Genomic DNA, 14,979 nt, shown 5'->3' on the forward strand with positions numbered 1-14,979 from the left:
CTGCTTGTAAATTAAGGGCTCCAAGTGTTTAAATTAAATTAAAAAAGCCTCCTCATTGTTTAAAATGAGAAGGCTATAATTACATAAGTGGTGCAAATACTCTAAGTATTGCAGTTAATATTCTATCATATAATTTAATATGTCTACAATCCTCAAGTGTTATCCTAGTACAAATATCTATCATCTTTATGTAATCATCTTTTATTTGCATTACAGATTTAGTTTTATATAACCACACTCCACATTCAAAGTGAAGATAAAGGCTTCTATAATCAAAGTTTATTGTTCCAACAGTTCCAACTATATCATCTGATACAACTGTTTTTGAATGTATGAATCCTGGGGTATATTCATATATTTTAACTCCAGCTTTAATAAGCTGTGGATAATAAGCTCTAGTAACTATATGTGCATACCATTTATCTTCAATATGAGGAGTTATGATTCTTACATCAACACCACTTTTAGCAGCTAAAGTAAGTGCTGTTACAAGCTCATTATCAATTATTAAATAAGGAGTACTTATATAAACATAATCTTTTGCCTTATTTATAATATTTAAATATACATTTTCTCCAACTATTTCATCATCTAATGGACTGTCTGCGTACGGCTGTACATAGCCATCACTTTTTATATCTAATTTCTGATCATCTAATACCCTAAATTCATCATAATTTATTTTTTCTCCACTATTGAAACTCCATACTTGAAGAAACATTACAGTAAGATTCCAAACAGCCTCACCTTTTATCATTATAGATGCATCTTTCCAATGTCCGAATCTAACTATTTCATTTATATATTCATCAGCTAAATTTGTCCCTCCTGTAAATCCAGTATGCCCGTCAATAACAGTTATCTTTCTATGGTCCCTATTATTTAATATTATAGATAAAAATGGTACAAAAGGATTAAATACTTGACACTTAATACCTCTCTTTTTAATCTGCTCATTATATTTATATGGAAGAGTTGTAAGGCAGCCCATATCATCATATATCATTCTGACATCTACGCCCGCTTTAGCTTTCTCTTCTAAAATGTCTAAAATCGTATCCCACATTTTTCCTTCATGTACTATAAAATACTCCATGAATATGTATCTATTTGCTTTTTTTAATTCTTTTATTAGACAATCAAAAAACTCTTCTCCTGGTGAAAGATATTCTGTTGTTGTATTTTTATAAACTGGTGACATAGCGTATTTACTAGTATACTTAGCTTGATTTGCTACAGACTTATCTATATTTTCTAATTCATTTATTATACCTTCATCTTGAATGAGGGCATCCTTAGACTCATTATATACTTTCTCTACCTTTCTTTTAAATTTATTATTCATCTTTTTTCCGCCAAAGATTAAATAAAATAACCCTCCGAAGATAGGAAATAACAATACCGGTATTGTCCATGCTAATTTATATGATGGATTATCTGTTCTACTTACAATATAAATAACTACTAATACACTTATTATGAAAAAGAAAACATATAAATAAACAAAAGATTCAGTAAGCTTCCATATTCCAAATAATAGAACCACTAATTGAAAAAATATTAAAAATCCAACTATAGCCAGCCTACTGAATAAAAAATCAAATATTTTTCTCATCTATTCCTCCTTAAAACATATTTATATATATTTTAATACAACTTGTTTTGTATATTCAACTTTATATTTTTATAACTAATCTTTTTAGAAATTTTAAGATTACCGAAAGATTTATTTATTAATCTATAATTAAATAATAAAAAAGATTTAGGTATAAATACCCAAATCTAACTTAACTAATATTCCTCACGAATATCTTCTAATGCCGTTGTAGTTCTCATTTTCTTATCTATAGATTCCTCATAGCTCTCTTTAATGACTTCAGCATAAATAAGCTCTATTAAAAATACCTGTACAAGCTTTGATAGGATTGATCCCGTCTCAAATATAGTTTCCATACTTACATAACTTATATTGATATCTGAAATATCCTTTAATGTATTTTCACGACTTTCCGTTAATGATATTATATTAGCTTTATTCTCTTTAGCAAGCTTAACAGCTTCTATAATCTCTTTAGTCTCTCCGGAATGAGATATTGCAAAAATTAAATCTCCCCTACCTACAATTGCAGAGAGCATCCTCATTGTATGTGAATCTGATATAGATACAGTATTCATTCCTATTCTCATAAACTTATAATTAGCTTCCATAGAAACTATTCCTGAATTTCCAATTCCAAAAAAGTATATTTTTTTTGCATTTAAAAACATCTCTCTTGCTTTTATAACTTCGCCAAAATCTAAATTCTTTAATGTTTCTTCAATAACTTTTACATGACTCTCAAATAATTTATTTGCAGTTTCTTTAACGGGTTCATCTAATTTCACCACTGCATTAATAACATTTTTTCCACTTTCCCTTGATAGCTTTTTAGCTAAAGTTACTTTAAATTCTGGAAAACCTGAAAACCCTAACTTCTTAGAAAACCTAGTTATAGTTGCTTCTCCTAAAGATACCTCTTCTGCAATTTCTGTTATTGATTTATATATGCATTCAGAAGCATTATTGTTTATATATTCAATAAGAATCTTATCACTTTTGCTTTCTCTAAACTCCTCTTTTGCAATCTGCTTTATAATATCCATAATAACACATCCAATTTCTTAATATATTAGTCTCTTTTGTTTATAAAATTATATAATGCCCCTATCATACCTGCTCTATTTCCTAGCTTTGCAAACTCTATCTTTGTGCTTTCAAAGAAAGCTTTTGGTAACTTTGCCTTTAATGAACTATTTATTTTAGGTTCTAAAAATTCTCTTTGTTCCATTATGCCCCCACCTAAAATTATAACCTCTGGATTTAAAAAGTAAACAACACTAGAAATAAGCTCAGTTAGATTATCTACTAACTTATTTATTTCTTCATAGCATATGGAATCTCCTTTTTTACCTTCTTCAAATACAATTCTTCCATTAATATCGCTAACTTTAATATTTTTACGTTTTGCAACATTTTCGACTAATATCTTTGTTGATGCAATTTCTTGAATTGGTTTTCCATTTACATTTATATATCCAACTTCTCCAGCACTTTTTGAAGCACCTCTTACTATATCATTATTAAGAATAATTGCACCACCAATTCCTGTTCCAATAGTCATACAAAATATTGATTTATATCCTTTTCCAGAACCTAAAAAAGCTTCTCCTAGCGCAGCAGAATTAACATCATTTTCAACCTCACACTTTAATAAAAATTTTTCTTCTATAAATCCTTTTATATCCGTTCCTATATAACCTGGAATAGTCTTACCAGCATGAATAATAGTTCCACTCTCATCATCTACAACACCTGCTGTTGAGACTCCTACACCTTCAACCTGGTATTTATTTATAAGGTTACAAACTATATTATCTATATCTCCTAATATATCATTTCCATCTTCATATACTGATGTTTTTCTACTACCATCAAATAATACATTTCCTTCTTCATTTAAAACTCCATATTTTATATTTGTTCCACCTATATCTATGCAAATATATTTTCTCATAATCTACTCCCTTAATTTTAGTAATTAATTATTTCTTTTAGTTTAAAATATATCCCTTTTGCATCATTAAGATTAATTTCATCAGGTGTTTCTATAGTTTTTTCTTCTTTGCAATAATTGTATATAGCTTTTTCTATATCTTTTCCTAATTCATTCAGTGCATTTTGATTGTAGTGTACTTCATCTATAAGCATTTTTCTTTCTTTAAATGTAGGGCCTTTTTTACTACAGAGAATTAAATTAGAACTTTCTCTGCAAGCCTCTTCTTGAGCTACCATTATTACTTCCATTCTTAAAGGATTCGTTCCATCCCAATATCCAGTTTGAGATACAAATGTTTTCTCTATTCCAATTTTATTTAATTTATCTCCAAGGTCTATTAATGCATTTTTATAATAAATAGGGTCTGTGCCATACTTACCATCACTTTCTCCTTGTATCCATATTGCATAAGCTTTATCTACCTCGTATATCTTATCTAACTTTGATACTGCATTTTCATATTTATAAATAGCATCATCTAAATAATTATATCTATCATGTCCCCAATTTTTTATCATAGACCCATCAACAGCTGATTGAATAAAACATAATTTCTTTCCAGTATCCTCTTTCCATGATTTTGAAAAACTTTGAGCTATAGTTCCATTTCCTCTTGATAACTCTAAAAATTTTCTCATTGGTATTATGTCATCTGTATCTAAATACTCAAATGCTCCTCTTGGTAATATTGAGTACTCTACATTCCCACAGCCAATTGCATTACTTTGTCCGATTAGCAAAAATACATCTATTTTTTCTTTATTAATACTCATAATACTCCTCCTAACTCTGCAAACAACCCCTATGTGAAAAATAAATCCACATAGGGGAACAAGTTTACAACTTAACTTTAAAAATTGCCTTTTTAACCTTCTCTGATCCATTCACCTTTAATGCAGTCATATGAGCATCTTCTGGGTATAATACCGCAAAATCATCTGTACCAAGTATTAATGATTGTTTAGCTTCTCCCTCTAGTGATACAAAATCATCCTTTTTAACATATTCTTTAAAGTTTAAATCTTTTATAAAGTTATAATCTATTTTTTCATTACCTGTAAATATAACATGTACGTCTATATAATCTCTATGAGCTTCCCAGAATCTTTCCGAAACTTCTTTAGTATCATACTCAACTATATTTACAAATAAATCATCTCCATCAATTTCATATGAGCCAGGAGCATAATTTACTAAATCCTTCTCTTTTGAGAATTCTAGTGCCTTCTTTACCTTATCCTCTAACCCCTTAAAATTCTTTAAATACTCTAAATTTCCGTAGATCATATATATCTCTCCTTCACTTTAAGAATATTAAGCTAAGTCCTTTGCTTTTGCTTCACTTGGTTGAGTTAAGTAACTTACTATAACTCCAACAATAACTGATGAGCTTATTGAAATTACTGAATAAGACCACGCTGTTACATCAAATCCACCATATTTAAGAACTACAACTATAATAGCTGAAACTATAAATCCAGCATAAGCACCTTGTTTAGTTGCCTTTTTAAAGAATACTCCAAGTACAAATATTCCAGCTAATACTCCAAGAACTAATCCCATAAACCCATTAAACCATTCATAAGCTGAAGTTATTCCGCCACTAGCAAGCACTATTGAAACTCCTATTGATACAATACCAACACCTAAAGAAATGTATTGAGCAATTCTTGTTTTTTGCTTATCTGATAAATTTTTAGATATATATTGTTGAATATCTAAAGTCCAGCTTGTTGCAACTGAGTTTAATCCAGTTGAAAGTGTTGATTGTGCTGCTGCATAAATAGCCGCAAGTAAAATCCCTGTAATTCCTACTGGTAATTGATATGCTATAAATGAAGCGAATATTTGGTCTTGTTGTGCAGTTTGTAATAACGCAGGATTTTGATTGTAAAATACAAATAATCCTGTACCTATTAAATAGAATACTGTTGCAAGTGTTAATGATAGTACTAAGTTTCCATAAGTCATCTTCTTAAGCTGTTTCATATCCGTAGTTGTTGTAAATCTTTGAACTATATCTTGACTTGATACGTATGATGAGAATGTATTAAGTCCAGCACCAACAACTATTATGAAAACACTTGATTGTAATATATTAGGATTAAATATTGCATCCCCTTCTCCTAAGAATTTTCCACCTTCTCCTAAAGAAGACATTATAGATCCAAAACCACCATCAATTGTTGAAACTAAGAAGAATAGTGAGAATATAACCCCAACAATTAATACAGCACCTTGTATAAAGTCTGTCCATAAAACTGATTTAAGTCCGCCTGTATATGAGTAAACTATTGCTATAACTCCCATTACAATTATAAGAACGTTTACACTAATTCCAGTTAAATCTGCAAGTACCATTGATGGAAGATACATAATGATAGACATTCTTCCAATTTGGTAAATTATAAACATTATAGCACCAAGTATTCTAAGTCCTTTGTCTTTATATCTTATTTCTAAATAATGATATGCAGTATCTATATCATATTTACTATAGATAGGTAAGAAATATTTTATAGTTATAGGTACTGCTATTAACATACCTAATTGTGCAAACCATAAAATCCATGTTCCTTTATATGAATTTCCTGCTAATGCTAAAAATGAAATTGGACTTAAAAGCGTTGCAAATATTGAAACTGAAGTAACCCACCATGGGATTTTTCCATCTCCTTTAAAGAATTCTTTTCCCTTCATTTCTTTCTTTGAGAAAGCAAGTCCCGCAAAAAGAACTGCTGCTAAATAGACAACTAACACTCCAAAATCTATCGTAGTAAACCCTTGCATTTTATTACACCTACCCCTTTATTTAATTTTTAAGCGAAATATTTATTATATATTTCTTTAGTTTTAATCTTCATTTCTTCTGTTGGTTCTTTCATAGGTTGTCTGCAATATCCTGCATCTACACCTGCTTCTTGAAGAAGTCCTTTTAATGTTTGATATAACCCATTTCCTAAAAGATCAGTTATAAAATCATTAGTTAAGTGCTGAATTTCTCTTGCTTTATCTATTTGGTTATCTTTTGTTAAATTAAATATTTCTTTAGCTCTCTTTCCATTCATGTTAAATGTTGATCCAATTGCTCCATCAACTCCAAGAACTGTAGCTGGTAACATCATTTCATCAAAACCTGCATATATAAGCTTATCTGGGAATGTTTTTCTCATTCTCTCTAATAAATAGAAATCTGCTGCTGTAAATTTAACACCTATTATCTTCTCATTTTCAAATAGCTCTGCAAATTGTTCTAATGACATATTAACTCCAGTTAAGAATGGAATTGAATAAATGATCATCTTATTATCCACTGAATTTATTATTGTTTCGTAATAATGCTTTATTTCATTAAAATCAAACTTATAGTAGAATGGTGTAACTGCTGATAATGAATCATATCCAAGCTCCGTTGCAAACTTTGCAAGTTCTACTGCTTCTTTTAAGTTTACTGACCCTACTTGAGCTATTAATTTAACTTGTCCTTTTGCTTCATCCATTGCAATTTCAAATATTCTTTTCTTTTCATCAGTTGAAAGCATAAAGTTTTCACCAGTACTTCCACCAACATAAAGACCATCTACACCACATACATCAATATTATGTCTTACTATTTCCCTTAAACCTTTTTCATTAATATTTCCTTCTTTATCAAATGAAACTAATAATGCTGAATAAATTCCTTTCATTTCTTTTCCTCCTAAAAATATAAATCTTAATATATAAATTTTAAATAATAAACTTTGAATTTTTAATTTTAATAGATATTATCTTAGATTTTTTTCATTGGTAGGTTAATTGTAATCGAAATTTTTTATGTCAGATTTATGAAAATTTAATTTTAATGTTAACATTTATTTACTTTTATACTTTTATTATACACATTTAAACCTTTACTTCAATAATTATTTTCAAATTTGCGAAAATAATTTTTATTTTTGAAAATATTTTTTATATTAAGTAAAAATATTCTATATTATAGTAAAAATATTCTATATTATAGTAAAGATATTCTATATATATAAAAAGATAGTAAAAGATACTTATCCTTTTACTATCTAAATTTTCATTTTGCTTAGTATTTTTATTTATTATTTTCCAAATATTCTCATACTTTGTATTAAAGCACCTTGATATTTTGGTGCTACATATCTATTTTTTGGTTTAACATCCTCTACAGCTTTTATATATTTTTCTATAATCGAATCATAACTTGAGGCTTCCATTAAATTAAATGCTTTCTCTTCACTGGCTTTAATTTCTTTAACTTTATCTTTAAAGTATGACTCTTCTCTCATCCAATCATACTTTTTTTCTATATTCCTTTGATTAAAACCAGTTGCATATGCTCCTGGCTCTATAAGTACTATATCTATATTACAATCTTTAAGAACTTTCATTTCTTCTCTAAATGAGTCCACAATGCCCTCTAGTGCAAATTTAGTAGCTGTATATGGTGATAAAAATGGAAATGATACTCTTCCAAATAATGATGATATAAATATAACTCTTCCTTCCCTTTTTGGAATAACTTTACATAAGAATAATTGTGTCAATTCTATTGTAGAAAATACATTTGTCTCAAAAGTTTTTCTATATCTATCTATATCAATTTCGCATACTGCTCCTGAATCTCCTATAGCCGCATTATTTATTAAAATATCTAAATCATATTCTAATATTTTTTTTTGGTCTTCATCTAATAATATATCTAATTTAAACGCTTTCAAATTAACATCCAATCCATTTTCAATAGCATATTTGTTTATACATTTTGCTTCATCTTCATAATGTGTTGTTGCAAGAACAAAATGTCCTCTCTTAGCAAGTTCTATAGACGCCTCTTTCCCAAGTCCTGTCCCGGCTCCTGTAATTAATATTCTTTTACTCATTAAATCACCTTGAATTCATAAAATTATTTATTATTATTCTTTCATTTATAAAAAATAATAATCATCTTTATCCTTTAAATAATTAATAATAAATATATTTATGCTATAAAAAAGCTAACCTTTAGCTTCCTATAGCTTCAGGTTAGCTCCTTATTAATTAATATAAATTATTTAAAACTAGTATTCTCTCCTATTGGAAAAATTATATTTACCTTAGTGCCTTTATCCTTTTCTGATTTTAAGGTTAATCCTAGACCTAACTTATCACATAGCTTTTGACATAGATACAATCCAATTCCAGTTGATTTACCAAATATCCTTCCGTTTTCTCCTGTAAATCCTTTTAAGAATACCTTCGAAAGTTCTGCATCTGGTATGCCTACACCACTATCCTCTATAGTTAATATAATTTTATTTTTATAAGCTTCTGAGTAAATTTTAATCATTCCACCACTATTAGTATATTTTAATGCATTTCCTACAATCTGATTTATTATAAATTCTACCCATTTAATATCACTAAGAACTAATTCATTTATTTCTCCCATATCTACAGCAATTCTTTTGCCTATAAAATCTCTTGAGTTCCTTTTTACTACATTCATAACAGCTTTCTTTAATGGGAATTCTCTTATTATATAGTCTTCATTAGCATCATCACTTTTAGAATAATATAAAACCTGTTCAACCATCTCATCAACCTTTTTAAGTTCTTTATTTATACTATTAGTTACTTCATTTTTATTATTTTCAATAATAAGCTTTGTTGATGCAATAGGTGTCTTTATTTCATGAACCCACATCTCTATATAGTCTCTATATTCTTTTTGAGCATACTTATAAGAATTTATATGCTCATACATATCTTTATTAGATTCTCTTAATGCATCATGAATTATTTTCCCCTCAAGAAATTCTGGACTTTTTACTATTTCTGTTAGTAAAAATTTTTTATCAAGTTTCTCTGATATTTCACTTATTTCATTAAAAAATTTCCGCTTCCTTAAAAATTCTATTACTATGTAAGATATAAGTGGCGCAAACCATAAGGTAAATACTATAGTAATTACTGCACCACCTATTTTTATTAAAATCATAAATAACGTAAACAAAAGGAATAAGCCTAAGTTTACTATTAAAAATACACTTTTATCTTTAATATAATCTACAAATCTCATGGCATTATATATCCAAGTCCTCTTCTAGTTTCTATTGCATTTTCTATACCTAGTTCTTGAAGCTTCTTTCTTATTCTAGTTACATTAACTGAAAGAGTATTATCATCAACATAGTAATCTGAATTCCATAAATATTCCATCAAGTCTTCCCTACTTACTATCTCACCTTTTCTCTCTATTAAATAAGAAAGAATTCTCATTTCATTTTTAGTTATCTCTAAGGATTTTCCATCACATATAACTACTCCCTTTGATAAATCTAATTCAAAATTTTTATATGTAAGTTTACTTGTACTTTCTTTATTTCCGTAAGTTCTTCTAAGTAATGCCTCTATACGTGCTAATAGAATCTGAGTATTATATGGCTTAATTACAAAGTCATCTGCACCAATATTCATACTCATAAGTTCATCCATATCACTATCTCTACTAGTCACAATTATTATAGGTACACTAGATTTTTTTCTAATTTCTCTACAAATATGATAACCATCAAAATAAGGCAAATTTATATCTAGCATTATTAAATCTGGTTTTGACTTCACTATCTCTTCAATTATATTTTCAAAATCTGTAGGTGCTTTAATATTATATCCATATTTAGAAAGAAGCTTTGTTAATTCTTCTCTTATAATTTCACTATCTTCAACAATAGTAATATTAAACATAATACCCCTCCTCTTTATCTTCTTATTTTATATTATATACCATATTATCATTTATATATAACATAAAATAAGCTTAGGCTATGATGAGGCTAAGCTTATTTAGAATCGAGTTTTTTTTCTAACTATATTTTTAAATTAAGATTTCTTAACTATATTCTTGTATCCAATATAAGTAGCTATGAAATAAGCTCCATATATTATAATTATTCCACCCATTGTTAGAAGAGCTGCTTCTACTATACTACTCTTTCCAAACACTGATATAAAATCATTTGCTACGCTAATACCAACTACTGAATGAACTATTGCTAAAACTAGTGGTAGCATAAAGTATGCTAATGTTTGAATAAATATTGATTTATTGATCATACTATTTGGTGCTCCAATTCTTCTTAAAGAATTATATCTCTCCGCACTATCACTTGCTTCTGATAATTGTTGAAGTGCTAATATAGCTGCACTTGATATTAGGAATATAACGCCTATATATAAAGCAATATATAAAATCATTGTAGTCATAGAATCCATTGATTCTTGTATTAATATTCTTGTACCCATCATTAAGTATCCATCATCTACATTTGGATTTTTCATATAACTAGTAGCAAAATCAGAGTAATATTTTTCTGATGCTTCTTTATTATCTTTTCCATAATTAATATCTAAAATATATTCATTGGCATTTAATCCTTTTACAAAATTATCAGGAACTATTAGATTAAATATTACCTGTGATGCCACATTAGTTGAATTTGTTTTAGTTATTATTTCTTTATTTGCTATAACATATTCTTTTCCGTCTAATTTAATTTTATTATTACTTTTTATTAAACCTTCTACTGCAGACTTTAAAATATCCAAACTAGATTGAACTAAAACTTCATTATCATTAAGTTTCATTGCGCTCTGTCCGCTTAATTTTCTAAGCTTATTAAAGTCTGATAGAGTCATTACAGATACCGGAGTATTACTTAAGTTATTTGCTAAATTTGAATTTGTATACTTGTCTAATATATCACTAATTGGGTCATTTGTATTGTATGTTGTTACATACTCATAATTGTCCCCATTTTGTATCTTAAAATTACGTTTCTCTAAGATTTGTTCTAAGTTTAACTTTGAATTTTTATCCGCATATACACTTACTGATGCATCATATGGAGCTAATGAATCTACATTATTTTTTTTAAAACTAACTCCAACTGAAAGCATACTTATAGTTAAAAATAACATTAAGCATATAACTGTCATTGATATAAAATTAGTGTTTATTTTACTATTCATTTGCCTTAAAGTAAATATGTTTAGCTTTTTTAAATATAAGTTCTTATTTTTTTGTATTACTATTATTAAGAAGCTTGTAAGTCCATAGAAAAATAATCCTGTTCCAATTATGCCTAGTACAATTGATAATTTAAATTCCATAGTCCTAAAGTCTAGTCCAACTTTTTTAACTAAGTAATATGCAACGCCTAATGAAACTAATGATACAATAAAAATTATCCCTGATATTATAGGATTTTTTATTTTTATTTCTTGATTTTTCTTATGTGCATTTAATAAATCTATTAACTTATACCTTGAAATAGTAAATGTATTAAATATCATTACAAGAACAAATATAATTCCAAAGTATATTATTGTTTTAATCATAGCTTCTGATGAAAATACGAATTTATAATTAGATAATCCTATTGAGAATAGCTTAGCTGTTATTACCGATAATCCTTGTGAAGCTATTACACCAACAATTAAACCTGCAATAAGTGAAAATATCCCAATAATTAATTCTTCACAAACTAATAATTTTGATATCTTACCTTTCCCCATCCCAAGGGACATATATAGTCCAAGCTCTTTTTTTCTTCTTTTTATCAAGAAGTTATTTGCATATATAATAAGTCCACCTAATATAAATGAAACAAATACTGATATATAAGATATTACTTGTGATATTGCCTGTATAGATTCTTTTTTACTTGAATTAATCTCCATCATTGCACTTTGTGATCCTATAGAGTTAAAAGCATAGAATATACATACAGCAAATGTTAAAGTTAAAAAGTATATTGTATAGTCTTTAAAACTCTTCTTAACATTACTAAGTGCTAATTTAGTTTGATTCATTTGCTTCACCTCCAAGAAGCGTAACAACTTCAATTATTCTATCAAAGAATTCTTTTCTAGACATTTTACCCTTTATTAATTCGTTGAATATCTTACCATCTTTTATAAATAGGATTCTTTCGGCATAACTTGCAGTGAATGGATCATGAGTAACCATAAGTATTGTAGCTTGTAAATCTTTATTCATGCTTTCAAAACTTTCTAAAAGTTGTCTAGCCGACTTTGAATCTAATGCACCTGTTGGTTCATCTGCTAGAATTATTGAAGGGTCAGTTACTATTGCTCTTGCAGATGCAACTCTTTGCTTTTGTCCACCTGATACTTGGTATGGGTACTTATTTAAAAGTTCATCTATTCCTAGTCTTTTAGATATATCTTTAACTAAAGTATCTATTTCTTTTGCTTTTCTATTTTGAATCGTAAGTGCTAGTGCTATATTTTCATAAATAGTTAAAGTATCTAGAAGATTATAGTCTTGGAATATAAACCCTAACTCATCTCTTCTAAACTTCTCTAAACTTTTCCCTTTAAGCTTTGTTATATCTTTTCCTTTTAATAATATCTTTCCTGTTGTTACATTATCTATTGTTGAAATACAATTTAAAAGTGTGGATTTACCACTTCCTGACGCTCCCATTATTCCAACAAATTCACCTTTTTCAACATCAAAGCTTATTCCATCTATAGCTTTTGTTACATTATCTTTATTTCCATAATATTTTTCTATATTTTTAACTTCTAATATATTACTCATTTTATTTCCTCCTAATTCTCGTAAACTATGATTTCATTTTACAGTTTAATTTCCAATATTCATATTGAATTATATTTCAACAATCTTTCAATTTTGTAAGATAAAATATAGGATATTGTAATTTTGAATTTATACAACCCTATAAAACAATATTATTGAGCATATTTTGTTCAACTAGTTAAAATTTACTCTATCTTACAATATTCATTAATATATAGCGAGTATTTTACTTGTAAACTTTTAGAAAATAAGTTATTTAATTTATCATTTTATATATTTACATATGTATAATTTTACTATACATATATAAACATATCTTTAATGAGGTGATAATAATGCAAAAGACAAAAATGATTGTTACTCTAGGTTCATCTAGTAATAATAAAGATACTATACGAGAACTTATTAAGAATGGAATGAACGTAGCTAGAATAAACTTCTTTCATAGCTCATATGAGGAAATAAAATCTCTAGTTAGAATTTTAAATGAATTAGATAATGAACTAGGCACAACAACAGCAATACTTGGAGATATAAGAGATTCTAAGATAAGAACTAATAAATTCTTATCTAAAACTGTAAAACTTAATGCTAATGATTACTTCTCATTTCTTTGTGGCAGTGAAATCTTAGGTGATAATACTAGATGTTCAATAAGCAGCTCCTATCTTCATGAAAATTTAAATATAGGAGATAAATTATATATAGATAATGGACTTATTTCTTTTGAAGTTGTAGAAATCTTAGGAAGAGAAATAAAATGTTTAATAACAGATGGTGGCGTAATATCAGAAAATAAACAAATAAATATACCTAAGTTTAAGAACCCTTCAATAATAACAGAATTGATGGAAAAGGATATTGAATTTGCTTGTAAGATTGGAATGAACTTTATATCATGTTCTGCTGTTAGAACAGGCGCTGATTGTTTAAAATATCGTGATATGGTTATTGGATATGGTGGACCAAATACAAAGCTTATTTGCGAAATCGAAAATAGTGATGCTGTAGATAATATAGATTATATTTTAAATTCATGTTATGGAATTATAATATCAAGAGGTGAACTTGGAATAGATATTCCTGTGGAGAAAATTCCATTCATCCAAAAGGACTTAATAAAAAGGTGTAATAAATTAAATAAAATAGTCATTGTATCCACCCAAGTTTTAAGTTCAATGGATACTTTTCCAAGACCTACAAGAGCAGAATCTAGTGATGTTTTCAATGCCGTGTTAGATGGTACTACTGCGTTAATGCTTACACGTACTACAGCTATCGGTAACTATCCATTAGATACATTAAAAACATTAAAAAGGCTTCTAAAAGATAGTGAAAAACACTTAGATTATAAGAAATATTTCAAAATATTTTCTAATGATATAATACTAGATTATGACAGCTTAATGGCATCTTCAGTTGCTGAGGTATCAAATAAATTTCCAACAAAAGCTATAATAGTTGGAACTTCTAATGGTGTGCTTCCAAGAAGTATATCTAAATATAGGCCTGATGCACCAATTATAGCTATTACAGATAACCAAGATGTAGCAAAGAGCCTTTCTCTTAACTTTGGGGTAACTCCTTTTATTTATGATAAGTTTGATAGCCCTGAAGAATTCATGGAAGAAGCAAGAAACATAGCTTTAAATAATGGTCTTGCTAAGAAATATGATACTATATTAGTTCTTACAGCTAATAAGACTTTTTCTTGGAAAAATGATAATTTTAAGATTGTAAATCTCTAACTTATAGATAAAGATA

At 27.8% G+C, this 14,979-nt stretch carries 13 protein-coding genes; 1 reads left to right on the top strand and 12 read right to left on the bottom strand.

The window, feature by feature from the left end; translation table 11 throughout:
• Positions 1-79: 79 nt before the first annotated feature.
• The 12 genes from cls to JOC62_RS03950 form a co-directional block, all read right to left on the bottom strand.
• A complete protein-coding gene (gene cls / locus JOC62_RS03895; protein ID WP_204593903.1) occupies positions 80-1,615 on the bottom strand; it encodes a cardiolipin synthase in 1,536 nt (511 codons plus the stop codon).
• Positions 1,616-1,791: 176 nt separating this feature from the next.
• Positions 1,792-2,643 (bottom strand): MurR/RpiR family transcriptional regulator, encoded by an 852-nt coding sequence (locus JOC62_RS03900; protein ID WP_204593905.1) that lies wholly within the window; start codon positions 2,641-2,643, stop codon positions 1,792-1,794.
• Positions 2,644-2,669: 26 nt separating this feature from the next.
• The gene (locus tag JOC62_RS03905; protein WP_204593907.1) at positions 2,670-3,554 is read right to left on the bottom strand and encodes an ROK family protein; all 885 of its coding nucleotides are present in this window, start codon (positions 3,552-3,554) and stop codon (positions 2,670-2,672) included.
• Positions 3,555-3,571: 17 nt separating this feature from the next.
• A complete protein-coding gene (locus JOC62_RS03910; RefSeq protein WP_204593909.1) occupies positions 3,572-4,369 on the bottom strand; it encodes a sialate O-acetylesterase in 798 nt (265 codons plus the stop codon).
• A gap of 64 nt (positions 4,370-4,433) precedes the next feature.
• Positions 4,434-4,883 carry a NanQ anomerase/TabA/YiaL family protein gene (locus JOC62_RS03915; protein WP_204593910.1) on the bottom strand — a complete coding sequence of 150 codons (450 nt, stop codon included), beginning with the start codon at positions 4,881-4,883 and terminating at the stop codon, positions 4,434-4,436.
• Between the two features lie 27 nt (positions 4,884-4,910).
• The gene (locus JOC62_RS03920) at positions 4,911-6,386 is read right to left on the bottom strand and encodes a sodium:solute symporter family protein (RefSeq protein ID WP_204593912.1); all 1,476 of its coding nucleotides are present in this window, start codon (positions 6,384-6,386) and stop codon (positions 4,911-4,913) included.
• A gap of 29 nt (positions 6,387-6,415) precedes the next feature.
• Positions 6,416-7,285, bottom strand: coding sequence for an N-acetylneuraminate lyase (locus JOC62_RS03925; RefSeq protein ID WP_204593914.1), 870 nt, complete (start codon positions 7,283-7,285; stop codon positions 6,416-6,418).
• A 402-nt stretch (positions 7,286-7,687) separates the two neighbouring features.
• Positions 7,688-8,488, bottom strand: coding sequence for an SDR family NAD(P)-dependent oxidoreductase (locus JOC62_RS03930; protein ID WP_204593916.1), 801 nt, complete (start codon positions 8,486-8,488; stop codon positions 7,688-7,690).
• 167 nt (positions 8,489-8,655) lie between these two features.
• A complete protein-coding gene (locus JOC62_RS03935) occupies positions 8,656-9,666 on the bottom strand; it encodes a sensor histidine kinase (protein ID WP_204593918.1) in 1,011 nt (336 codons plus the stop codon).
• Positions 9,663-10,334, bottom strand: a complete 672-nt coding sequence (locus JOC62_RS03940; protein WP_204593920.1) for a response regulator transcription factor — start codon at positions 10,332-10,334, stop codon at positions 9,663-9,665. The genes JOC62_RS03935 and JOC62_RS03940 overlap by 4 nt, the downstream gene beginning before the upstream one ends.
• A gap of 135 nt (positions 10,335-10,469) precedes the next feature.
• Positions 10,470-12,461 carry an FtsX-like permease family protein gene (locus JOC62_RS03945; protein ID WP_204593922.1) on the bottom strand — a complete coding sequence of 664 codons (1,992 nt, stop codon included), beginning with the start codon at positions 12,459-12,461 and terminating at the stop codon, positions 10,470-10,472.
• Positions 12,448-13,215: an ABC transporter ATP-binding protein gene (locus JOC62_RS03950; RefSeq protein WP_204593924.1), complete on the bottom strand. Its 768-nt coding sequence runs from the start codon at positions 13,213-13,215 to the stop codon at positions 12,448-12,450. The genes JOC62_RS03945 and JOC62_RS03950 overlap by 14 nt, the downstream gene beginning before the upstream one ends.
• Before the next feature lie 335 nt (positions 13,216-13,550).
• Here JOC62_RS03950 and pyk point away from each other — a divergent pair, with 335 nt between their 5' ends.
• Positions 13,551-14,963, top strand: a complete 1,413-nt coding sequence (gene pyk, locus JOC62_RS03955; RefSeq protein WP_204593926.1) for a pyruvate kinase — start codon at positions 13,551-13,553, stop codon at positions 14,961-14,963.
• Positions 14,964-14,979: the final 16 nt, after the last annotated feature.

Source organism: Clostridium sardiniense (assembly GCF_016907995.1).
In the GTDB taxonomy this organism is placed as follows: domain Bacteria; phylum Bacillota; class Clostridia; order Clostridiales; family Clostridiaceae; genus Clostridium; species Clostridium sardiniense.